Below are 21,794 nucleotides of genomic sequence, written 5' to 3'. Positions count from 1 at the left end.
ACTATGTGTCACCGAATAAGCACGTAGGGTCTCATGTTGACGGAGTGTCTCACCGTGGCCGGGTGGAACGCGTCCTCACCCGCGTCTTCCGCAACGACTGGAGTGCGCTGACACCGCCCGACATCGGACGCTGGACCCCCGACCTGCGGGTCAGCGTCGTCATCCCGGCGCGCGGCGGGCAGCGCCGCCTCGACCTCGCCCTGGCCTCGCTGGCCGCGCAGACCTACCCCGAGGACCTGATGGAGGTCGTGGTCGTGGACGACCACTCCTCCCCGGCGCTGCGCCTGCCCGACCTGCGCCCCGCCCACTGCCGCGTCCTGACCGTCCCCGACGGCGGCTGGGGCGCCGGGTACGCCCGCGCCTACGGCGCCCACTCCAGCACCGGCGACGTCCTGCTGTGGATGGACTCCGACATGGTGGTGTGCCGCGAGTTCGTCGAGGCCCAGGCGCGCTGGCACCACGTCCACGCCGAGGCCGTCACGCTCGGCCGGGTCCGCTTCGCCGACACCGGGCCCCAGAGCCCCACCGACGTCCTGGCCCTGGCCCGCACCGACGCCCTGCACACCGCCCTGGACACCGGCCGCCACCACGCGTGGGTCGAGCGCGTCCTCACCGGGAGCGACGGCCTGCGCGACGCCGACCACCTGGGCTTCCACGCCTACGTCGGCGCTGCGGCGGCCGTGCGCCGCAGCCTGTACGAGGCCGCCGGGGGAGTGGACCCCGACCTCGACCTGGGCCAGGACACCGAGTTCGGCTACCGCCTCTGGCAGGCGGGCGCCGTCCTGCTGCCCGAACCCGCCGCCACCGGCTGGCACGTGGGCCGCGCGGGCACCGCGCGCACCCGGCTGCCCTCCGAACGCTTCCGCACCGAGGTCCTCGCCGAGTTCATGCCGCACCCGCACGCCTACCGCGAGCGGGTACCGGCCCACCGGCGCCGCATCCCGCTCGTGCACGCCGTGGTCGAGGTCTCCGGCGCGCCCTACGACCTGGTCCGCGGCTGTGTGGACCGGCTCCTGGACAGCGCCGAGACCGACCTGGCCCTGACCCTGGTCGCCGACTGGGACGGCGCCGAGGAGGGCGGCGCCGCCGTACACGGGGCGCGGCGGCTGCGGGCGGTGGACGGCCGGGCTCGGCGCGACATCGGCGGACCCCACCTGGACCTGCGGCTGATCCAGGCCAACTACCTGCGCGAACCCCGGATCTCCTTCGCCGCGTCCGCGCCCCGCACCGGGTTCCCCTCACCGTTCCTGCTCCAGGTCCCGGTCTCCTGGGGGCTGGGCCAGGTGGCCCTGTCGCGCCTGCTGGCCAGCGCCGAGCGCGCCCGCGCGGGGCTCACCGAACTCTTCCCGGCCGCCTCGCCCACCCGCGACGCCGGGGTGCGGCTGTGGCGCACCCGCGCGCTGGCCCGGGCCCTGCGGGTGCGCGATGAGGACGAGGACCTGGGCGACGTGGTCGCCGCCCTGCACGGCCGCTACCGGATCCACGCCGGGGAGGAGACGCTGACCGACCTGTCGCTGTACCGCTCGGTGCCGCCGCCTCCGCGCACCGAACCCGAACCGGCGGAGGTGGCCGCCCCCTCCCCGAGGGCCGGGACGGAGGAGCGCCCGGCGGGGGAGTGCGGCACACGGGAGCACGAGACGGGGCGGGAGCCCACCGGCGCTGCGCGGTCCGGCGGCTGGCTGCGCTCGGGATGGGCGCGGGCCCGCCGGAGGCTGCGCCGCGAGCGAGGCTGACCGCCTCCCGGGGTCCGACCGCGACCGGGCAGATGGGGGAAGACATCGACCCGGAGAGCGGGCGGACCCCGCCGAGCGCCCCCGCATCCCGGTGATGACCGAGGGCGACGCGGCCGGTACTCAAGGTACCCGACGTCGCGCGTACGACGGGCACGCCGCCGAGGCGGCGTGCCCGTGACGTCCGTTCCCGCGGCTCGGTGGCCCGGGACCGGCCGGACCCGCGGGGTCACCGCCGCGCGGGCGGAACCGCTCAGCTGACGGCGGCGATCGACTCCAGGAGCTTCTCGCGCAGGGCGTCGCTGACCGGGGCCGACCCGGTCTCCTCGGAGGCGGCCGACTGCCCCTCCGGGCTCACCACGTAGCGCAGGAAGGACTTGGCCCGCTCGGCCTGGCCGTCGTCGGGGTAGTCCAGGCAAACGACCTCGTAGCTGACCAGGACCAGCGGGTAGCTGCCCGCCTCGGTCGTGCCGTAGTTCAGGTCCAGCGCCAGGTCGTACTCGCTGGGGTTGTCCTCGCGCTGCGGGGACTCGGCGACCACCTGGGCGGCGGCCTCGGGGGAGATCTCCACGAACTCGCCGCCGACGCCGATGTCCACCGTGGACATGCCGTGCACGTGCGACATCTCCACGTAGCCGATGGACCCCTCGGCCCGCTCGACCGTGTCGGCGATACCGCTGTTGCCCTGCGCCGACTCACGCGGGGTGAGCGGCCACTGCCCGCTCGGCTCGTGCGGCCAGGCGTCGGGCGCCGCGGCGCTGAGGTAGTTGGCGAAGTTCTCCGTGGTGCCCGAGTCGTCGGAGCGGTTGACCGGGGTGATCGCCATGTCCGGCAGGTCCGCGTCCGGGTTGTCCTCGACGATCTCGGGGTCGTTCCACTGCGTGATCTCCTGGTTGAAGATCTTGGCCAGCGTCTGCGGGCGCAGGTTCAGCGAGTCCACGCCCTCCAGGTTGAACACCACCGCGATCGGGATCACGTAGGCGGGCAGGTTGATCACGTCCGAGCCGCCGCACCGCTCCCTGGCGTCGGCGTTCTCGTCCGGGTCCATCGCCGCGTCGGTCCCGGCGAAGGCCACCGCGCCGTCGATGAACTGGCTGCGCCCGCCGCCCGAGCCGATCGAGTTGTAGTAGACGCGCGCGTCGTCGCAGGCGGACTGGTAACCGGCGATCCAGGTCGTCATCGCGTTCTCCTGGGCGCTGGAACCGGCCCCCGAGAGGCTGCCGGAGAAGCACTCCAGGCCCTCGGGAACCTCCGGCGCGGCGCTGTCCGGAACGGCCTGGTCGCTGCCGCAGGCGGTCACGGCCAGCAGCAGGCCGGCCAGCGCGGCCGACGCTGAGACCCCCCTGGAGGCTCCGCCGTGGCGGAGGATGCCGGTCTTGGTGCGCTTGTTGGACGGGAGCACGACTGCTTCTATCCCCTTCGTCGGTGTCGGTGGTCCTGGTCTGCGTTCACCGCCGCGCGTCCCCGAACGGGAGCGTCGTCGCTGGTGATGGAGCACCGCCGAAGAATTTAACCATCGGCGGACCACCACCCCCAAGGCGGCCCCGTATGGCATGGCGCTCACGCGGACCGGCGTGCATGACACGCGGACGGTACGGGCACGGGTAGATGCGTGATGAGCACGCACGACACGTCCACCGCTCCGACGTCAACCTACCGCCTCCAGCTGCGCCCCGGGTTCACCCTGGAGGACGCCGCGGACCTGCTCGACTACCTGGACCGACTGGGAACCGGGGCGGTCTACCTGTCCCCGGTACTCGCCGCCGCGCCGGGCTCCCAGCACGGCTACGACGTGGTCGACCCCACCCGGGTCTCGCCCGGACTGGGCGGGGACGCCGCCCGCGAGGCCCTGGCCGCCAAGGCGCACGAGCTGGGCATGGGCGTGGTCGCCGACATCGTCCCCAACCACATGTCCGTGGTGCGCGCCGACGCCAACCGCTGGTGGTGGGACGTCCTCGCCCACGGCCGGGACTCGGTGTACGCGCGCTGCTTCGACATCGACTTCGACGCCGGACCCGTGCTCATCCCTGTGCTGGGCGACGACGGCGACGGCGGACGGGCCGCCCTGTCCGACCTCGTCCTCGCCGACGGCTGCCTGGCCTACCACGACAAGCGCTACCCGCTCGCCCCCGGCACCCACGGGCCCGGCGACTCCGTCGAGGCGGTGCACGAGCGCCAGCACTACCGGCTGGTGTCCTGGAGGCGCGGCGACGGCGAACTCACCTACCGCCGGTTCTTCGACGTCAGCGAGCTGGCCGCCGTGCGGGTGGAGGAACCCGGTGTCTTCGACGCCACCCACGCCGAGATCCTGCGCTGGGCCGAACTCGGCCAGCTCGACGGTCTGCGGGTGGACCACGTGGACGGGCTCACCGACCCCGGCGGCTACCTGCGCCGCCTCGCCGAGCGCTTCGGCGGCTGGGTCGTGGTGGAGAAGATCCTCGCCCCCGGCGAGGAGCTGCCGCAGTCCTGGCCGGTCGCCGGAACCACCGGGTACGACGCCCTGCGCGAGCTCTGCGGCGTGTTCGTCGACCCCTCCGGTGAGGCCGATCTCACCACCCTCGCCCTCGACCAGGGGGTGGAGGTGGACGTCGCCGCGGCCGACCTGCGGGCCCGCCGCCACGCCGCCGCAGAGCTGCTGCGCACCGAGGTGCGGCGGATCGCATCCCTGCTGCCGCCCCGGCCCGAACGCGGGCGGGAGGCTCCCTCGCCCGAGGCGGTGCGCCGCCGCGAGGAGGCCGTGGCCGAGCTGCTGTGCGCCTTCGACGTGTACCGCTCCTACCTGCCCGAGGGCGAGCGCGACTGGGCCCGGGCGGTGGAGACCGCCGTGGAGCACCGCCCCGACCTGGCCCACGACCTGGAGGCCGTCGACCTGCGGGTGCGCCGCGACCCCCGGGGCGAGGCCGCGCGGCGCATCCAGCAGACCAGCGGGATGGTCGTGGCCATGGGCACCGAGAACACGGCCTTCTACCGCACCACCAGGTTCGTCGCCCTCAACGAGGTGGGCGGGGACCCCGCCGACTTCGCCGTCGCACCGCGCGAGTTCCACGACGGCGCGGCCCGCCGCGAGGCCGCCCGGCCGCACACCATGACCACCCTGTCCACGCACGACACCAAGCGCTCCGAGGACGTGCGCGCCCGCCTGGCCGCCCTTTCGGAGGTGGCCGAACCCTTCGCCGAGGCCGTGCGCCGCTGGACCGGGCGGTGCGCCCTGCCCGAACCCGCGCTCAACCTCCTGGGGTGGCAGACCCTGGTCGGCGCCTGGCCCATCGGGGAGGAGCGCCTGGCCGACTACCTGCTCAAGGCCGCCCGCGAGGCGCGGCTGGGCACCTCCTGGACCGAACCGGACCCCGACTTCGAGGACCGCGTCCGCTCCTGGCCCGCGCGGGTGCTGGGCGACAGAACCCTGCGCGGGGAGGTGGCCTCCGTGGTGGAGTCGGTGCGCGAGGCCGGATGGAGCAACTCCCTGGGCCAGAAGGCCGTGCAGCTGCTCGGCCCGGGCGTCCCGGACCTGTACCAGGGCACCGAGCTGTGGGACCTGTCCCTGGTCGACCCCGACAACCGCAGGCCCGTGGACCATCAGGCCCGCGCGGACCTGCTGACCCGGATCGAGGACGGCTGGCGCCCGCCGGTGGACGCCACCGGCGCTGCCAAGCTCCACCTGGTCCGCGCGTGCCTGCGCGCGCGCCGCGAGCTGCGCCCCACGGGGTACCTGCCGCTCACCGCCTCCGGCCCGGCCCGGGACCACGCCCTGGCCTTCGCGCGGACCTCGGCCGGAGCCGACCGGCCCGACCTGGCGGTGGTCGCCACCCGGCTGCCGATCGGGCTGGCCGACGCGGGGGGCTGGGCGGACACGGTCGTGGCGCTGCCCTCGGGGCCGGGGACCTGGACCGACCGGCTCACGGGCCGGGCCGTGGCACCCGACAGCGCCGACGGGCTCACCCTGGCGCACCTGGCCGGGGTCCTGGACCGGTACCCGGTGGCGGTCCTGACCCGGGAGTGAGGGGTGCCGCCGTCCACCGGGAGGACGGTCCGCGCCGGGCAGCGGTACGGAGCGGGCGGAGGAGACCGGACCGGAGAGGCCGGGGCGCGGGTAGGCTTGCCGCGATCATGGCGCGTACCGACACCCCACACACCACCGGCCCCAGGCTGCGCATGCCCGCGGCCGTCGCGGCGGCCCTGGCCTGCCCCGCCTGCGGCAACGGGCTCGACCCGGGCGAGCGCGGGCTCTCCTGCGGCGCCGGGCACAGCTTCAACGTGGCCAGGGAGGGGTACGCGAGCCTGCTCACCGGGGCCACACCGCCCGGGACCGGAGACAGCCGGGAGATGGTCGCCGACCGCCTCCGGTTCCAGGAGGCGGGACACCACGACCCGATCTCCGACGCCCTGGCCACCGTCCTTGTCCGCGAGCTCACCGCTCCCGCGCCCCTGGTCGCTGACATCGGCGGCGGAACCGGGCGCCACCTGACCCGGGTGCTGGAGGCCCTGCCCGACGCCGTGGGGCTGACCGCCGACGCCTCCAAGTTCGCCGCCCGCAAGGCGGCCAGGGCACACGAGCGCGGCGGCGCCGTGACCGCCGACGCCTGGCGGGGCCTGCCGCTGCGCGACGGCTCCGCGGACGCCCTGCTCAACGTGTTCGCGCCGCGCAACGCCGCCGAGTTCCACCGCGTCCTGCGCGCCGACGGGGTGCTGCTGGTCCTCGTGCCCGCCGCCGACCACCTCGCCGAACTGCGCGGACCGCTGGGCCTGCTGGAGGTGGACCCGCGCAAGGACGAGCGCCTCGCCGACTCGCTGCACGGGCACTTCGCCCCCGCCGGGGCCGAGGACCTGCGCTTCACCATGGACCTGGACCGCGCCGACGCCGCGACCGTCGTCGGCATGGGGCCCAGCGCCCGCCACATCGACGCCGGGGACCTGCGCGCCCGCATCGACGCCCTGCCCGAACCCGTGGCCGTCACGGCGTCGGTGCGCCTGCACGTCTACCGCCCGCTCCGCTGAGCGAAACGGGCAGGTCCGGGCAACACCGGCAGCCGCGGATGGCGGGCGCGCGAGCCGGGTAGACCACCCTGCGTGAACCAAGCCCAGACCACCCCGACCACGTCCGACGTCCTCGCCGCCCCCGCCGTCCCGGGTGTCGGCGTCCGCGGCGACTTCGCCGTGTGGGCGCCCCACCGCGAACGCGTCCGCCTGCGCCTGTACGGCACGGCACAGCGCGAAGGTGCCGCGGAGCGCGACGTCCCCATGCGGCCCGACGACGACGGCTGGTGGCGCGTCCGCGTCGAGGACGCCGGGCCCGGCACCGAGTACGCCTACCTCCTGGACGACGACCCCCAGCCCCTGCCCGACCCCCGCTCGCTCCACCAGCCCCACGGCGTCCACGGCCCCAGCCGCGTTTATGACCACGCCGCCTTCGCCTGGACCGACGCCGACTGGACCGGGCGCCCCCTCGCGGGCGCCGTCGTCTACGAACTCCACGTGGGCACCTTCACCCCCCAGGGCACCCTCGCCGCCGTCGCCGACCGCCTCGACCACCTGGTCGACCTCGGCGTCACCCACGTCGAACTCATGCCGGTCAACGCCTTCGACGGCACCCACGGCTGGGGCTACGACGGTGTCCTGTGGGCGGCCGTCCACGACCCCTACGGCGGACCCGACGCCCTCAAGGCCCTCGTCGACGCCTGCCACCGCCGCGGCCTGGCCGTCCTGCTCGACGTGGTCTACAACCACCTCGGCCCCTCGGGCGCCTACATGCCCCGCTTCGGCCCCTACTTCCGCGGCGAGAACGCCTGGGGCCCCTCCCTCAACCTGGACGGCCCCGACTCCGACCCCGTCCGCCGCACGGTCCTGGACAACGCCCTGGACTGGCTGCGCCACTACCACCTGGACGGACTGCGCCTGGACGCCGTGCACGCCCTGCGCGACGACCGCGCCACCCCGCTGCTGGCCGAACTCGCGGAGGAGGTGGAGGCCCTCGCCACCGCCCTGAACCGGCCGCTGTCCCTGGTCGCCGAGTCCGACCGCAACGACCCCCGCACCGTCCTGCCCCGGGAGGCGGGCGGCCTGGGCATGACCGCCCAGTGGTCCGACGACCTCCACCACGCCCTGCACGTCGCCCTCACCGGGGAGACGCACGGCTACTACGCCGACTTCGCCGACCCCGGGGCGCTGCCCGCCGCGCTCACCCGCGCGTTCTGGCACGCGGGCACCCGCTCCAGCTTCCGCGGCCGCACCCACGGCGCGCCCGTGGACACCGCGCGCGTCCCCGGCAGCCGCTTCCTGGCCTACCTGAGTACCCACGACCAGATCGGCAACCGGGCCCGGGGCGACCGCATGGGCGAACACCTCTCCCCGGGCCTGCTCGCCTGCGGCGCCGCGCTGGTGCTGTGCTCCCCCTACACCCCCATGATCTTCATGGGGGAGGAGTGGGGGGCCGCCACGCCCTGGCCGTTCTTCGCCTCCTTCACCGACCCCGACCTGGTCAGGGGAGTGCGCGAGGGCCGCCGCCGCGAGTTCGCCGCGCTGGGGTGGGCCGAGGAGGAGATCCCCGACCCCATGGACCCGGCCACCCGCGACGGCGCCGTCCTGGACTGGTCCGAGCCCGGACGCGAACCGCACGGACTGGTCCTGGACACCTACCGGGCGCTCATCGCCCTGCGGCGCGTGGAACCGGAGCTGTCCGACCCGCGCCTGGACCGCTCCGCGGTCGAGACGGGCGGCGGCGGGCGCCAGCTCGTCCTGGTCCGGGGAAGCCTGCGGGTGGTGTGCAACCTGGACGCCGACGGCGCCGAGGTGGAGCTGGACGCGGCCCCGCGCGAACTCCTGCTCGCCAACGGCGAGCCCAGGACCGCGGGGACCACCGTCACCGTGCCGGGGGAGTGCTTCGCCGTCCTGAGGGTGTGAGCCGCGCGGGGCGGGGCCCGCCCAGCGCGTTCCCGCGCGCGGACCCGCCCCGGAGCGCCGGAACGTCACCGCGGCCCCCTAGCCTCGGTACGGCCCGCGACCCCATGACGGAAAGGCACCACATGAGCGACGACGCCTGGACACTCGACCGGAGCTTCGAGGCGCCCAACGGAACCGTGCGCTGGGCCCGGTTCGGGGACGGGGACCCGGTCGTGCTGCTGCACGGCACGCCCTTCTCCTCCCATGTCTGGCGCCACGTCGCCCGCGCCCTGAGCGCCCGGTACACCGTCCACGTGTGGGACATGCCCGGCTACGGGGCCTCGGCCAAGCACGAGGGGCAGGACGTGTCGCTGGCCGCCCAGCAGGCCGCGTTCACCGCCCTGCTCGACCACTGGGGGCTGGAGCGCCCGGCCGTGGTGGCGCACGACTTCGGCGGCGCGGTGGCCCTGCGCTCGGCCGTCCTGGACGGGGCGGCCTACGACCGCCTCGCCCTGGTCGACGCGGTCAGCGTCCGACCCTGGGGCAGCGACTTCTTCCGCCTCGTCAACGCCAACGCCGACGTGTTCGCCGCGCTGCCCCCGCACCTGCACGAGGCGCTGGTGCGCGCCTACGTCTCCTCCGCGGCGCACCGCGAGCCCCGCACCGACGTCCTGGACGCGCTCGTGCGCCCCTGGCTGGGCCAGGACGGACAGCCCGCGTTCTACCGGCAGATCGCCCAGGCCGACGAGCGCTACACCGCCGAGGTCGAGGACGCCTACGCCGACCTCGACCTGCCGGTGCTGGTGGTGTGGGGCGAGGAGGACACCTGGCTGCCCCTGGACCGCGGCCGACGGCTCGCCGCCGCGATCCCCGGGGCCCGGCTGCACGTCCTGCCCGGGGCCGGACACCTCGTCCAGGAGGACGCACCGGCCGAGCTGACCGCCGCCCTCCTGGACTTCCTGGGCTGAGGGCGCCCGGGCCGGTCAGCCGACCGGCCCGGTGAACACCATCTCCTCGCCGTCGTGGCGGACGACGATCCGCAACTCCTCACTCCCGGGCGCGACGTCGCACTTCATCGGGAACGCGTAGGAGCCCGCCTCGGTCCCACCGAGGGTGATCTCGCCCTCGGCGGCCGTCTCGGCTCCCCCCGCCTCGCACACGGTCTCGATCTCGCCGAAACCGAGCACCCGCCCCAGGTCCGGCACCTCCACCTCCAGGGTGAAGGCCGCACGCCCGTCCTCGGGGAAGGAGACGTCGTCCACGGTGTAGACGACGTCGGCCTCCCCGCGGAACTCGTGTTCGTAGGCGCCGACGGGGTGGGCGACTCGGTACGACTCGTCGAAGGCCCCCGACGACTCCTGCGCCGCGCAGCCGAGCACGGGCAGGACGAGGGCGAGGGACAGGGGAAGGAGAGGGGTGCGCATGCGCACAGAATAGGGCGGAACGTACCCGCGCCGGACGCCCGTCCGCCCGACGCGGACGGGCGTGCGCGTAGCGGTCGCGTGACGCGCGGCCTCAGCCCTCCAGTGTCCGGAAGACCTCCAGCCACTGCCCCGGGTCCACGTGTCCGACGGGGGTACCGGCCGCGATCCCGGCCCGGGCCAGCGCCCGGTCCACCCGCCGGGCGGGGTGGGCGCGGCGCAGCGACGCACCCAGCGATCCGCCCGCGCCCCCGAACCCCAGCTCGACCAGGCGCCGGTAGCCGTTCATCCGCCCCGGGTCCACCAGGGGCGTCCGGCGCCTGCGCAGCACCAGGATGCCCGAATCCACCCGGGGCGCCGGCCGGAACCGCTGCCGGTCGATCCGCCCGGCCAGCGACCACGACCACTCCGGCCAGGTCAGCACCGTCAACCGACTCCACCGCCCGAACCCGCCGGTGCGCTTGCGCGCGTACTCCAGCTGGGTGACGAGGGTGGCCGAGGCCAAGCCCCGCGCGTCCAGGCACCAGCGCACGATGTCCGCGGTGCGGGCGTAGGGGATGTTGCCCACCAGGTGGAACTCGCCCCGCGGCGGGCGCACCCGGGTGAAGTCGGCCCGCACCACCCGCACCCCGCTCGCGGGGTCGCGGTAGCGCGCGGAGAGCCGTTCGGCCAGGCGCGGGTCGATCTCGTAGGCCAGGACCCGGCGGGCGGCCGGGGCCAGGAAGCGGGTGAGGGCGCCCTCACCCGGTCCCACCTCCACCACCAGGTCGGCGGGGCCGATCCCGGACACCGCCACCACGCGGCGTGCGGCGCCCGGGTCGGCGAGGAAGTTCTGGGAGAAGCGGCGCCGGTTGTCACCGGCACCCGTGCGACGGGAGCGTTCGGTACGTGCCACGGAAGGTCCGTTCCAGCCACTCTGCGGTGGCCGACGAGGACGGGCGGCACGGACGGGCGCGCGCCACACGGCGCGCGACAGCGCGAAAGGAGGTCCGGGCAGCCCGTCCGAGGGAAGAAGGGACGCGACTGTGCCTGGACCGGAGGGTCACACGGGAAGGAGGAGGTGTCGTCCGCGGTCGTCGCCGGGCCGACCGCCGTGCGGGCGCGCACGGGCGCGCCTGCGCAGACGGCGGCGGGCGGCGCACCACTCCCGGGCTTTCCGAACACGCGGTGGGGACACGCGCGCGAAGCGGAGGGAGGGAGGTGCGGGGCTCCCGGCGGGCCGGACGGACCCCGCGGGCGGGATCCGCGGCGGCCGGAACGGCGGACTACCGGCCCAGGCGCGGGGACCGGGGCCGGACGACGTGGGTGTGGCAGCTCACCGGCCAGGCGTGGGCCCGGCAGATGATCGCCTGGAAGCAGCACATGGCGACCAACCTAGGAGTCCTCAAACGTCGGCGGCAACCGGTTTTCCCGGCCGCGGACCCGCCCGAAAAGGGTTCGCCCTCCCCGTGCCGACCACGCCATACTCGCCCCCATGCCCGACTTCGCTGACTTCGACACCCGCCACTACCGCACCGTCGACGTGGCCACCGGCTACGACGGCTGGTCCAGCACCTACGAGGACTCCGTCCTGGACGCCATGGACCTCGCCCTCCTGGACGGCCTGACCGTCCCCGACTGGTCGGCCGTCGCCCGCGCCGCCGACCTGGGCTGCGGCACCGGACGCACCGGTGCGTGGCTGCGCGGCCGCGGGGTCGGGCGCGTGGACGGCGTCGACCTCAGCTCCGGCATGCTGGCGCTGGCCGACGGGCGCGGCGCCCACGACAGCCTCACCCGGGGCGACGTGCGCGACACGGGCCTGCCCGGTGCCGCCTACGACCTGGTCATCGCCTCCCTGATCGACGAGCACCTGCCGGACCTGGCGCCCTTCTACGCCGAGGCCCGGCGGCTCGTCCGGCCCGGTGGGACGTGCGTGCTGGTCGCCTACCACCCGCAGTTCTCGATGGTCTCGGGGATGCCGACCCACTACACCGACGCCTCCGGCGAGGACATCGCCATCGCCACCCACGTCCACCTCATCAGCGACCACGTGCGCGCCGCCTCGGCCGCGGGGTGGCGGCTGGCCGAGATGGCGGAGGGCACCGTGGACGACACCTGGGTGGCGGCCAAGCCCAAGTGGGAGAGGTTCCGGGGCCACCCGATCTCGGCGGCCTTCGTGTGGACCGCTCCCTAGGCCCCGGCTCCGGCGGGCCCGGGGCGCCCGTGCGCCCGCCGTGTCCCGGAGTGCGCCGGGGCGCGCTCGCGTCCATGAGGCGCGAGGCGGCGCGCGGGGCCACCGTCAGCGCAGCAGCGCCTCCCGCCACAGCTCACGGTTGCGCTCGACGTACTCCGACGCCGGCCCCCAGTGGTCGGCGTGCCCCTCCGCGTGCAGGCGCGCCCACGGCTGCTCGCCCGTCCGCGCGCCCTCCGTCAGCAGGTCGTACATGCCGCGCACGCGTCCCAGGACCGTGTCGGGCAGCTCACGGCGCTGGGCCCCGTCGCACCCGTACCCGTCCGCCAGGGCGCGCAGCCGTCGCGCGTCGCGCCGGGGGTCCCCGCCCTCGTGCAGCGGCACGAACCCGTGCGCGGCGTACCCGAGGTCGCCCATGCGCGTGCCCGGACCGGCGCAGTCCCAGTCGATGAAGGTCCAGGCGTCGCCGTCGCGCACCAGGTTCCACGGCGCCAGGTCGTTGTGGCAGACGAGTTCCTCGCGCTCGTGCGGGATGGGCACCTCCCACACCGGCTCCTCCCGGGGCCGGTACGCGGCGGTCAGGTCGTGGAGGCGGCGGATCGTCCCGCCCAGCCGACGCAGCTCCCCCGGCGTCATCGGCGCCATCCGGTCCGCCATCGTCCCCGGTACGTACCCGAGCACCTGGCGGCCCCGTTCGTCCCTGCCGACCGCGGGAGGGGACGCCTCGTAGCCGTTCGCGTGCAGGTACGTGAGCAGGAGCAGCACGGAAGGGGAGGAGCGCCGCCACGGCTTGCGCACGGTCCGTCCCACGCGCACCACCTGGTCGGCGACGTTGCCGCCCTCCAGCACCTCTTCCTCAGGTGGGGCCATGGTCCCCCATGCTCCACCGCGCGGCCGGGGGAGTCCACCGGTTTTCACCGGTCCCCGAGGGCTTCCCGGCCCTCGTCGGCCCGCTGCTCCGCGGCGGCCAGGGACGCGTCGTCCAACCGGGCCAGTCCGATGAGCAGGCCCAGAGACAGTAGGCCCATGGTCGCGAACACCCAGGTCAGTCCGAGGAACTCCGCGAGGAGGCCGCCCGCGGCGGCGCCCAGCGGCATGGTGCCCCAGGCCAGCAGCCGGTAGGCGCTGTTCACCCGGCCGAGCAGGGGATCGGGGGTGATCCGCTGGCGCAGCGACACCGTGACCACGTTCCACACCGCGATCCCCAGCCCGCCCGCGAAGAAGCCCGCCGCGACCAGGACGGGGTCGGCGGTCAGCGCGGGCAGGCCCACGAGCACGGCGAAGGTCAGCACGCAGGCCCGCAGCGCCCGGGTGCGTCCCACCAGCCGCTCGATCCGCCCGGCGCCCAGGGCGCCGATCACGCTGCCGGCGGCGACGGCGGTCATGAGCAGGCCGTAGGCGGGTTCGGACAGGCCCATGGGTGAGCCGGGGCCCACCGCGAAGAGCACGAAGACGGTGAAGGCCGCGTTGCTGGCGAAGTTGCTGACTCCCACCATCGCCGCGAACGAGCGCAGGATCCGGTCGCGCCACAGGAAGCGCAGTCCCTTGGCGATGTCGGCGCGCAGGGTTGCGGGCGCGGCCCGCCCGGTCCGGAACCGGCCGCGCACCAGCAGCAGCGCGCCCACCGCGACCAGCCACAGCGACGCCGGGGCGGTGAAGGCGGCCGCCGCGCCCACCGCCGCCAGCAGGCCGCCGAGTGGAGGCCCGAGGAACTGGTTCGCGGTCAGCTCGGCGGCGTGCAGCCGCCCGTTGGCCCGGGGGAGCCGGTCGCGGCCGACCACCTGGGGCAGGATCGACTGGGCCGAGGTGTCGTAGAGGGTCTCGGTGACCCCGACGCACAGCGCCACCGCGTACAGCAGCCAGACCGAGCCCAGGTCCAGGGCCAGGGACAGCGCCAGGACGCCGAGCAGCAGCGCCCGGGCGAGGTTGGCGCCGAGCATCGTCCGGCGCCGGTCGAGCCGGTCGGCCAGGGCGCCCGCCGGGAGCGAGAAGAACAGCCACGGGAGGGTCAGCGCGAACGTCACCCCGGCGATGAGGGCGGGGGAGTCGGTGAAGCGCAGCGCCACCAGCGGCAGCGCCGTCTTCAGTACGCCGTCGGCGAGGTTGGACAGGGCGGAGGAGGTCCACAGGTTCCAGAAGGCGGCGCCCAGCGGTGCGGGGCGCGGGCGCGGCGGCGGAGGTGGAGGGGTGTGCGGGGGGCTGGTATCCGTCATGCGGTCGAGAATGGCAGATCGATTGATAAAACTCAATCGATTGCCGTAAATCAACCGTTGTTACCCTCGGGACATGGGAGAACCGGAACAGAGCGGGACCGCCCGCCGCCCGCGCACGCGACGACCGGCCACGGTCCAGGAGGCCAAGGCCCTGGCCCACCCGCTGCGGGTGCGCATCCTGCGGCTCTGCCTGACCCGGGAGCTCACCAACAAGGAGTTGGCCGACCGTCTGGAGGTCACTCCGGGCACGGTCCTCTACCACGTCCGCCAGCTCGTGGACGCGGGCCTGCTGCTGCCCGCGCCGGTGCGCACCGGGGCCAGCGGCGCGCTGGAGAAGCCCTACCGCGCCACCGGGGAGACCTGGTGGCTGGACGGCCCCCTTCTGGACACCGACGCCGGTTCCGCCGTCGCGCCGGTGGAGGCCTTCCAGCAGGAGCTGCGCGAGGCCGGACCGGAGTCGGTGCGCACCTACTCGCGCTTCGTGCTGCACCTGTCGGACGAGGAGGTGGCGGAGCTGGACCGCCGCATCGTCGCCGTCCTGGACGAGTACGTGGCCACCGACGGCCAGCGCGCGGACCGGCCCGTCTACGCCGGGGCGTTCCTGCTGCACCGTCCCGTCGACTGACCGCCGCCGGGTCAGCGCGGCGGCGGGTTCCGGGCCCGGCCCGGCGCCCGTCGGGTCCTGTGGCGGCCCCGAACCCCTCCGGGCAGGGCCGCCGGGTCAGCGCCGGTGGATCTGCCGTCCGCTCAGCCTGCCGGGCGTGATCCTCAGGACCTGGTCGCGCGCCCCCTCGGCCCAGGGCCGGGGCAGGCCGCCCTGCGGCAGGCGTGCCAGCTCGGACGCGTCGCGGATCCACGCGCACGGTCCGCCGGCCAGCACGCTCCACCCCTCGCGGCGCTCCTCGTCGAGGCTGTCCACCTGGAAGGCGGCGTGTCCGCGCGCGTGGCGCATGATGGCCCCGGCCAGCGTGGAGCGGAACACGATGCCGCCGTCGACCATCGTGTAGTTCACCGGCAGCACCGTGGGCGCCGCGTCCCCCTCGATCGTGAAGGCCACGCGTCCGATGTCGCGCGTGGCCAGCAGGTTGAAGCAGGTCTGGCGCTCCAGGACGGTGAAGCTGGCCCCGTCGTCGCCCTCGATGATGTCGGCGCCCTCCAGCAGCTCCTGCTCGTCGGCGAGGCGGTCGGTCCCCGCGTACTCGTCGGACGCCCCCCGCTGCTCCGGCGGCGCGACCGGCCCCGTGACCGACACCGGCGGCGGTCTCATCCGGTCGGCGCCCTCTGATCCAGCCATCGCCAGCTCCCCCCGAGAAGAGTGCCCCCGTGTCCTTCCTCCACCGTCGGCGCGGTTCGCGGGCCCGGGAGCGCGGCCCACGCGACGTCGGCGAAGGTCCCCGCTCCCCGACTACCCCCCGGAGCGACCAGCGCAAACAGCCGATCGGCCCCTCCGGGGCCGGAGCCGGCGGCCAGGCGCTTTCCCGGGCCGAGTGGGATGTTTGATTCCCTTGGGTAGCGGTCAACTTACTTAGGGTGAATGCCCGGCGCCTGTCAGGAGGCATGACGTGCCCGCTCGACACACCGACGCCGAACCCCGGCGACCCAGGATCCTGGACGTCACCCTGCGCGACGGTGGCTACCTCAACGACTGGCGCTTCACCGACGCCACCGTGCGCGAGCACACCAAGGTCCTCGGCGAGGTGGGCGTGCCCTACGTGGAGGTCGGCTACATCAGCGACGACCCCGGGCGCGAACCCACGCTCCGGTGCACGCCCGAACTGCTGCGCCAGGTCGGCGAGGACGCCGGACCGGCCCGCGTCGTCGCCATGCTCGGTGTGAACGGCAGGAGCCCGGACGAGGTCGCCGCCCTGCTGCGGCCCCGCGCCGAGGTGCTCGACGTGGTCCGCCTGACCTGCCTCCTGGAGAGGCTGGACCACGTGCTCGCCGCGGCGGAGGCGGTGCGCGCCACCGGCGTCACCTGCTCCCTCAACCTCATCAGCGTCACCGCCTACGAACCCGGGGAACTGGCCGAGGCGGCCGAGCGCATCGCACGGGCGGGCGTCGCCGACTGGCTCTACCTGGCCGACTCGCGCGGCGCGCTGCTGCCCGAGCACGCCGCCGAGCTCTTCACCGGGGTGCGGGCCGCCTGGCCCGGCCTGGCGGGCTTCCACGGCCACGACAACCTCGGCCACGCCGTCGCCAACTCCCGGATCGCGCTGGAGGCGGGCTTCGACCTCGTGGACGGCTCCCTCCACGGGTACGGCCTGGGCGGCGGCAACACCGACCTGGCCGAGGCCCTGGCCCTGGTCGGGGAGGTGGACCGCCCGCGCCTGGCCTCCCTGGCCGAGCGCGTGGCGGCGGAGATGCCCCCGCCGCCGACCTTCCAGCACCTGTATCCCCTGACCGGCTGGCGCAACCTGGAACAGGAGTGGGCTCCCGACGTCTGGGAGGCCCACGGCGAGGGGGCCGGGGAGTTCCTGCGCGGCCTGGCCTGGAAACGCTACAAGGAGGTCGGGGAGGTCCTGGGCGATGCGTCGGCTCCCCGGCCCTGAACACCCTGTCGGCGGCGGCGCCCGGGTCCGGGCCGCGGCCGCGCACCCCACCACCCCCTGGAGGAACGGTTTGACCCGGCCCGTCCGCTGTCTCGTGCTCAACGACCGACACCCCCTTCCCACCGACACGCTGGACCACTTGTCCGACGCGCTGGAGGCGCACTGGGTCCAGACCGCCGACGGCGGCCTGGACCCGGCCGAGGAGTTCCGGCGCCGCCCGGACACGCGGGTCCTGGTCACCACCTACGCCGACTTGGGCGCGCGGAACCTGCGCCTGCTGCCCGACCTGGAGCTGGTGGTGGCCACCACCACGGCCGTGGAGTACGTGGACCTGGAGTACTGCCGCGAGCGCAGCGTGGCCGTGTGCAACACCGCCGGGTACACCGGCCCCGCGGTGGCCGAGCACGCCGTCGCGCTGATGATGGCCGTGGCCAAGAGGATCGTGCCCGTCCACGCCCGTGTCCGGTCGGGCGACCTGCTGTGTGCTGGGGAGCAGGGCATGGAACTCGCGGGCGGCACCGCGGGGATCGTCGGCATGGGCGGCATCGGCGCGGGGGTGGCGCGCATGGTGCGCGGCCTGGGCATGGAGACCGTCCACGCCAACCGCAGTCCGCGCCGGGCCGAGGGCTCGGTCCAGGTGGAGCTGGACGAGCTCCTGGCGGTGTCCGACGCGGTCTTCCTCACCCTGCCGCTGGACACCGCGACCCACGGCCTGCTGGGCGCGGCCGAACTCGCCCTGATGAGGCCCTCGGCGGTCCTGGTGAGCATCTCGCCCAACGAGGTCATCGATTCCGGGGCGCTGACGGAGGCGCTGCGCGCGGGGCGCCTGCGCGGCGCGGGGCTGGACCTGGTCGGCGAGCGCAACCCCTACCCGCCGCTGGACAACCTGGTGCTCAGCTCCCGGTTCGCCGCCAACACCCGCGAGTGCCAGGAACGGCGCCGAGGGGTGTGGGCGGCCGCGGTGGCGGCCTTCGTCGAAGGCCGGGAGCTGCCGCACCGGATCGTGTGAGGACGCGGACGGGGACGGGGACGGACCGGGCGGCATGTGCTCGCCCGGCCCGTCCCCCGGGGGGACGGACCCCCTAGCGGCCGGTCACCCGCACCGGGGTGTCGTCCAGGGAGTCGTCGCGCGTCTCACGGCTGATCAGCAGCGCCACCAGGGTGATCACGCCGACCAGGACCAGGTAGCCGCCGACCCAGTTCAGTCCCAGGGTGCCCGCCAGCCACGTCGCGATGTAGGGGGCGAACGAGGCGCCCAGCAGGCCCGCCAGGTTGTAGGCTACCGAGGCGCCGGTGTAGCGCACCTTGGTCGGGAACAGCTCCGGCAGCACCGAGGCCATCGGGCCGAAGGTCAGGCCCATCAGGCTCAGCCCCACGATGAGGAAGGCCAGCACGCCGACCGTGCCGCCGCCGCCCATCAGCGGGCCCATGGCGAAGCCGAAGACGATGATCGCGACGGTGACCCAGACCAGGACCGGCTTGCGGCCGAACCGGTCGGCGAGCAGGCCCGCGACGGGGGTGAACACCCCGAAGAACACCACGCCCACCAGCAGGAACACCAGGAACTGCGACCGGTCGTAGCCCAGGCCCGCCACCGGGTCGGTGCCGAAGCCCAGGGAGAACACGGTCATCAGGTAGAACAGCACGTAGGTGGCGAGCATGATCAGCGTGCCCAGCACCACGGCGGGCCAGTTGGTGCGGAACACCTCCGCCATCGGCGACTTGACCCGCTCGCCCGAGGCGACGATCTTGGCGAAGGCCGGGGTCTCGTGCAGGGTCAGGCGGACCCACAGGCCGATCACGATCAGCAGGGTCGAGAGCAGGAACGGCACGCGCCAGCCCCAGGCCAGGAAGGTCTCGTCGCTCATGAACTGGCTCAGGGCCAGGAACACGCCGTTGGCGAGGAAGAACCCGATCGGCGCGCCCAGCTGCGGGAACGAGCCGTAGAAGCCGCGCTTGCCGGGAGGGGCGTTCTCGGTGGCCAGCAGGGCCGCGCCGCCCCACTCCCCGCCCAGTCCCAGGCCCTGGCCGAAGCGGCACACCGCCAGCAGCAGCGGGGCCAGGACGCCCACCTGCGCGTAGGTGGGCAGCACGCCGATGCCGACGGTGGCGATGCCCATGGTCAGCAGGGACGCCACCAGGGTGGCCTTGCGCCCGACGCGGTCGCCGAAGTGGCCGAACACCCAGGAGCCGATGGGGCGGGCGACGAAGGCGATGGCGAAGGTGGCCAGCGACTGCAGCCGCGCCGCCAGCATGTCGCCCTCGGGGAAGAACAGCGCGGGGAAGACCAGGACCGCGGCCGTCGCGTAGATGTAGAAGTCGTAGAACTCGATGGACGTCCCCACGAGGCTGGCCGTGAGGACCTTCCTCTTGGGATTGGCCGGTGGCTCGGCCTCTTCTGGTGCGCGTGGGGCGACGTCCGTCATGGGACTTCTTTCCAGGTCAGTGGGTGCGGATGGCTGGATGCTAGCTCCGCTCGCCACTGTATGAAACATTTGTCTCACTATGTGGACATATGTGACCTCTGTGTCCTTCTGGGGTTTTCCCCGGGTCGGGGAGCCCGGATCCCGCGCGCACACGGGCCTCCGCCTCCCCGGGCCCCGCGCACCCGGGCCCGGCCGCGGGCGGTGGCGGTGGCGATCCGCACACCGCGACCGGCGGGCCGGGCGCGGGTTCAGGGGCGGGGGCGGCGGTGCGGGGCCGTGCGCGGGACGGCGCGCGGGCGGGTCTCAGTCCTCGGGAAGGGGGCCCGGGCGCACCACCCGCGTGCAGTTGTCCCGGAAGCGCTTGACCAGCTCCCCGTTGGGGCGGTCGCTGCGCTCCACCCACTCCCGTGCGGCCTCCTCGGTCGCCCCGCCCGCGAGCTGGCGCCGGTGCAGCCTGCGCTCGCGTAGGTCGTCGTCGGCCTCCACGTACCACAGCTGCGCGAACAGCCCGCGCAGCCCGGCCCAGGGCTCCTCGTCGCCCGCCAGGTAGTTGCCCTCGGTCACCACCAGCCGTGTGTGCGGCTCGATGACGTGTCGCGCGGCGACGGGTTCGTGCAGCACGCGGTCGTAGTCGGGCACGTAGACGGGGTGGTCGGTCTCGGCGAGCAGGCGGCGCACCAGGGCCGCGTACCCGTGCGCGTCGAAGGTGTCCGGCGCGCCCTTGCGGTCGCGCCGCCCCAACCGGTCGAGCTGGGCGTTGGACAGGTGGAAGCCGTCCATGGGCAGGTACCCGGCCGTGCCCGGGCCCAGCGCGGCGTCGACCCCGGCCACCAGGTGACGGGCGAGCGTGGACTTGCCCGCGGCGGGGGCGCCGACCAGGCCGAGCACGCGGCGGCGGTGCGGGCCGGTGGCGGCGGCCAGGGCGAGGGCGTCGGCGACGAGCGGTTCGGACATGGCACGAGCCTACGCACCCCGGGGCGCCCCGCGCCGGGGCGGTGCCCGGGTCCGCCCCGCCGGGCCCGCCGGGGCGGACCCGGCGGGCGCGGGGGCCCGGTCAGGGGACGTGGCCCACGTGGGCCAGCGCCTGGCGCAGCAGCACGTCCTGGCCGCCCGTCATCTCCTCGCGCAGGTGCGCGCCGGCCGCCTCCTCCGGGGTGAACCACACCAGGTCCAGGGCGTCCTGACGGGGCTGGCAGTCGCCCGAGACCGGGACGATGTAGGCCATGGCCACCGCGTGCTGGCGGGCGTCGTGGAACGGGGTGACCCCCGGCGTGGGGAAGTACTCGGCCACCGTGAACGGCTGCGGTGAGACGGGGACGCGAGGCAGGGCCACCGGGCCCAGGTCCTTCTCCAGGTGGCGCAGGAGGGCGTCGCGGATCCGCTCGTGGTAGAGCACGCGGCCCGAGACCACCGAGCGGTGGAAGCTGCCGTCGGGTGCGGCCCGCATGAGCAGGCCGACATGGGTCACCTGGCCCACCTCGTCCACCCGTACGGGAACCGCCTGGACGTAGAGGACGGGCATGCGGCCGCGGATGCTCTCCAGCTCCTCGGGGGAGAACCAGCCGGGCTGGGTGTCGGCGGTTTCGGTCATCGGGTGCGCGGCGGAGCGCTGTGGCCGTCGGCCTGGGCCCGCCGCTCCCTCCCTTCTCGTGGGCTGTCCCTGGGGTCGGCCCCGGACCCGGCCCGTGGGCGCGGGCACGCGGGGGTGCCACCTCTACCGCTTCTACCGCACTCGGGCGCGGAAGGCCACGCGCGGGGGCGCGCCCGGAGTGTCCGAGAGGAGAAGTGAGGGGTCCGAACCGCGGTCGCGCGCGGCACGTCCCGCCACCCGCCGGACGGGGTGACACGGGACTGTCCCCACAGCCACATCGGCGAGATTTCGCGGGTTTTTCTCACGAAAAGCCCCCACGGTCTCTCTACAGAGGTTACGATCTCGTACGCGGTTGCGTAGTGGAAAGGTTACGTCCGGTGAGAGGTGGCCCGCGTGGCGAGGAATGCCCGGTTCTCTGCCCAGGAGCGTTTCCCCTGTACGGGTGTGACGGTGGTGCCCGTCCACGGCGAGGTTGACCTTGCCACCGCCGACCGCCTGCGCGATCGGCTGCTCCAGGCCGCGCACGCCTCGCGCTGCGACTGCCTGGTGGTGGACATGTCCGGGCTCGACTTCTTCGACGCGAGCGGTGTCAGCGCCCTGGTCGCGGTCTACAAGAGCCTCACCCGCGAGGGGCGGCACGTGGTCCTGGCCGAGCCCGCGCCCATCGCCGCGCGCGTGCTGGAGGCGCTGGGCATGGGGCGCGTGTTCGAGATCTACCCGCTCCTGGAGATGGCGCTCACGCACACCAGCGGCCTGCGGGTGGACGGCGACCCGATCCGCAACACGGTGCCCGAACTCCCGTGACCGGGTCCCGGCCC

19 protein-coding genes are annotated in these 21,794 nt (G+C 74.6%); 10 read left to right on the top strand and 9 right to left on the bottom strand.

Annotation, left to right across the window (positions count from 1 at the left end):
- The first annotated feature begins 62 nt into the window (after nt 1-62).
- Nucleotides 63-1,733 (top strand): glycosyltransferase, encoded by a 1,671-nt coding sequence (locus tag ACSTA4_RS16130; RefSeq protein WP_444959980.1) that lies wholly within the window; start codon nt 63-65, stop codon nt 1,731-1,733.
- A gap of 250 nt (nt 1,734-1,983) precedes the next feature.
- Here ACSTA4_RS16130 and pstS read toward each other — a convergent pair whose 3' ends face one another.
- On the bottom strand, nt 1,984-3,132 hold the full coding sequence (gene pstS / locus ACSTA4_RS16125; RefSeq protein WP_444959979.1) for a phosphate ABC transporter substrate-binding protein PstS: 1,149 nt from the start codon (nt 3,130-3,132) through the stop codon (nt 1,984-1,986).
- 213 nt (nt 3,133-3,345) lie between these two features.
- Here pstS and treY point away from each other — a divergent pair, with 213 nt between their 5' ends.
- The 4 genes from treY to ACSTA4_RS16105 all read left to right on the top strand — a co-directional run bounded on the left by treY (nt 3,346) and on the right by ACSTA4_RS16105 (nt 9,574).
- A complete protein-coding gene (treY, locus tag ACSTA4_RS16120) occupies nt 3,346-5,730 on the top strand; it encodes a malto-oligosyltrehalose synthase (protein ID WP_444959978.1) in 2,385 nt (794 codons plus the stop codon).
- A gap of 107 nt (nt 5,731-5,837) precedes the next feature.
- On the top strand, nt 5,838-6,725 hold the full coding sequence (locus tag ACSTA4_RS16115; RefSeq protein ID WP_444959977.1) for a putative RNA methyltransferase: 888 nt from the start codon (nt 5,838-5,840) through the stop codon (nt 6,723-6,725).
- Between the two features lie 72 nt (nt 6,726-6,797).
- A complete protein-coding gene (gene treZ, locus ACSTA4_RS16110) occupies nt 6,798-8,627 on the top strand; it encodes a malto-oligosyltrehalose trehalohydrolase (protein WP_444959976.1) in 1,830 nt (609 codons plus the stop codon).
- A gap of 122 nt (nt 8,628-8,749) precedes the next feature.
- Complete coding sequence (locus tag ACSTA4_RS16105) at nt 8,750-9,574, top strand: alpha/beta fold hydrolase (protein ID WP_444959975.1); 825 nt, start codon at nt 8,750-8,752, stop codon at nt 9,572-9,574.
- 15 nt (nt 9,575-9,589) lie between these two features.
- Here ACSTA4_RS16105 and ACSTA4_RS16100 read toward each other — a convergent pair whose 3' ends face one another.
- On the bottom strand, nt 9,590-10,030 hold the full coding sequence (locus ACSTA4_RS16100; protein WP_444959974.1) for a hypothetical protein: 441 nt from the start codon (nt 10,028-10,030) through the stop codon (nt 9,590-9,592).
- A 91-nt stretch (nt 10,031-10,121) separates the two neighbouring features.
- Complete coding sequence (erm, locus tag ACSTA4_RS16095) at nt 10,122-10,922, bottom strand: ErmE/ErmH/ErmO/ErmR family 23S rRNA (adenine(2058)-N(6))-methyltransferase (RefSeq protein WP_444959973.1); 801 nt, start codon at nt 10,920-10,922, stop codon at nt 10,122-10,124.
- A 579-nt stretch (nt 10,923-11,501) separates the two neighbouring features.
- Here erm and ACSTA4_RS16090 point away from each other — a divergent pair.
- Nucleotides 11,502-12,200 carry a class I SAM-dependent DNA methyltransferase gene (locus ACSTA4_RS16090; protein WP_444959972.1) on the top strand — a complete coding sequence of 233 codons (699 nt, stop codon included), beginning with the start codon at nt 11,502-11,504 and terminating at the stop codon, nt 12,198-12,200.
- A 105-nt stretch (nt 12,201-12,305) separates the two neighbouring features.
- On the opposite strand, the gene ACSTA4_RS16085 is transcribed toward ACSTA4_RS16090, so the two are convergent.
- Both ACSTA4_RS16085 and ACSTA4_RS16080 read right to left on the bottom strand, forming a co-directional pair.
- Nucleotides 12,306-13,067, bottom strand: coding sequence for a phosphotransferase (locus ACSTA4_RS16085; RefSeq protein WP_444959971.1), 762 nt, complete (start codon nt 13,065-13,067; stop codon nt 12,306-12,308).
- Nucleotides 13,068-13,111: 44 nt separating this feature from the next.
- A complete protein-coding gene (locus ACSTA4_RS16080) occupies nt 13,112-14,410 on the bottom strand; it encodes an MFS transporter (protein WP_444959970.1) in 1,299 nt (432 codons plus the stop codon).
- Nucleotides 14,411-14,483: 73 nt separating this feature from the next.
- Between ACSTA4_RS16080 and ACSTA4_RS16075 the strand changes: the two genes are divergently transcribed.
- A complete protein-coding gene (locus ACSTA4_RS16075; protein ID WP_444959969.1) occupies nt 14,484-15,035 on the top strand; it encodes an ArsR/SmtB family transcription factor in 552 nt (183 codons plus the stop codon).
- A 96-nt stretch (nt 15,036-15,131) separates the two neighbouring features.
- Here ACSTA4_RS16075 and ACSTA4_RS16070 read toward each other — a convergent pair whose 3' ends face one another.
- A complete protein-coding gene (locus ACSTA4_RS16070; RefSeq protein WP_444959968.1) occupies nt 15,132-15,704 on the bottom strand; it encodes a pyridoxamine 5'-phosphate oxidase family protein in 573 nt (190 codons plus the stop codon).
- 268 nt (nt 15,705-15,972) lie between these two features.
- On the opposite strand from ACSTA4_RS16070, the gene ACSTA4_RS16065 reads away from it, so the two are divergent.
- Nucleotides 15,973-16,959 carry a pyruvate carboxyltransferase gene (locus ACSTA4_RS16065; RefSeq protein ID WP_444959967.1) on the top strand — a complete coding sequence of 329 codons (987 nt, stop codon included), beginning with the start codon at nt 15,973-15,975 and terminating at the stop codon, nt 16,957-16,959.
- A gap of 70 nt (nt 16,960-17,029) precedes the next feature.
- Entirely contained in the window at nt 17,030-17,968 is a 939-nt protein-coding gene (locus ACSTA4_RS16060; RefSeq protein WP_444959966.1) for a 2-hydroxyacid dehydrogenase, read from the top strand.
- A 73-nt stretch (nt 17,969-18,041) separates the two neighbouring features.
- On the opposite strand, the gene ACSTA4_RS16055 is transcribed toward ACSTA4_RS16060, so the two are convergent.
- The 3 genes from ACSTA4_RS16055 to ACSTA4_RS16045 all read right to left on the bottom strand — a co-directional run bounded on the left by ACSTA4_RS16055 (nt 18,042) and on the right by ACSTA4_RS16045 (nt 20,976).
- Nucleotides 18,042-19,385 carry an MFS transporter gene (locus ACSTA4_RS16055; RefSeq protein WP_416027958.1) on the bottom strand — a complete coding sequence of 448 codons (1,344 nt, stop codon included), beginning with the start codon at nt 19,383-19,385 and terminating at the stop codon, nt 18,042-18,044.
- Between the two features lie 303 nt (nt 19,386-19,688).
- Nucleotides 19,689-20,339: a nucleoside/nucleotide kinase family protein gene (locus ACSTA4_RS16050; RefSeq protein ID WP_444959965.1), complete on the bottom strand. Its 651-nt coding sequence runs from the start codon at nt 20,337-20,339 to the stop codon at nt 19,689-19,691.
- Between the two features lie 100 nt (nt 20,340-20,439).
- A complete protein-coding gene (locus ACSTA4_RS16045) occupies nt 20,440-20,976 on the bottom strand; it encodes an NUDIX hydrolase family protein (protein ID WP_274973323.1) in 537 nt (178 codons plus the stop codon).
- A 444-nt stretch (nt 20,977-21,420) separates the two neighbouring features.
- Here ACSTA4_RS16045 and ACSTA4_RS16040 point away from each other — a divergent pair, with 444 nt between their 5' ends.
- Entirely contained in the window at nt 21,421-21,780 is a 360-nt protein-coding gene (locus ACSTA4_RS16040; protein WP_274973322.1) for an STAS domain-containing protein, read from the top strand.
- Nucleotides 21,781-21,794: the final 14 nt, after the last annotated feature.

The organism is Nocardiopsis sp. M1B1, assembly GCF_052466615.1.
This window is presented reverse-complemented; position numbering and strand designations above follow the sequence as displayed.

Bases quoted from the DNA above. Each gene is read 5' to 3' on its own strand.
- treY (WP_444959978.1), top strand. From the start codon at position 3,346: ATGAGCACGCACGACACGTCCACCGCTCCGACGTCAACCTACCGCCTC.
- ACSTA4_RS16115 (WP_444959977.1), top strand. From the start codon at position 5,838: ATGGCGCGTACCGACACCCCACACACCACCGGCCCCAGGCTGCGCATG.
- ACSTA4_RS16105 (WP_444959975.1), top strand. From the start codon at position 8,750: ATGAGCGACGACGCCTGGACACTCGACCGGAGCTTCGAGGCGCCCAAC.
- ACSTA4_RS16100 (WP_444959974.1), bottom strand. From the start codon at position 10,030: ATGCGCACCCCTCTCCTTCCCCTGTCCCTCGCCCTCGTCCTGCCCGTG.
- ACSTA4_RS16090 (WP_444959972.1), top strand. From the start codon at position 11,502: ATGCCCGACTTCGCTGACTTCGACACCCGCCACTACCGCACCGTCGAC.
- ACSTA4_RS16085 (WP_444959971.1), bottom strand. From the start codon at position 13,067: ATGGCCCCACCTGAGGAAGAGGTGCTGGAGGGCGGCAACGTCGCCGAC.
- ACSTA4_RS16080 (WP_444959970.1), bottom strand. From the start codon at position 14,410: ATGACGGATACCAGCCCCCCGCACACCCCTCCACCTCCGCCGCCGCGC.
- ACSTA4_RS16075 (WP_444959969.1), top strand. From the start codon at position 14,484: ATGGGAGAACCGGAACAGAGCGGGACCGCCCGCCGCCCGCGCACGCGA.
- ACSTA4_RS16070 (WP_444959968.1), bottom strand. From the start codon at position 15,704: ATGGCTGGATCAGAGGGCGCCGACCGGATGAGACCGCCGCCGGTGTCG.
- ACSTA4_RS16055 (WP_416027958.1), bottom strand. From the start codon at position 19,385: ATGACGGACGTCGCCCCACGCGCACCAGAAGAGGCCGAGCCACCGGCC.
- ACSTA4_RS16050 (WP_444959965.1), bottom strand. From the start codon at position 20,339: ATGTCCGAACCGCTCGTCGCCGACGCCCTCGCCCTGGCCGCCGCCACC.
- ACSTA4_RS16045 (WP_274973323.1), bottom strand. From the start codon at position 20,976: ATGACCGAAACCGCCGACACCCAGCCCGGCTGGTTCTCCCCCGAGGAG.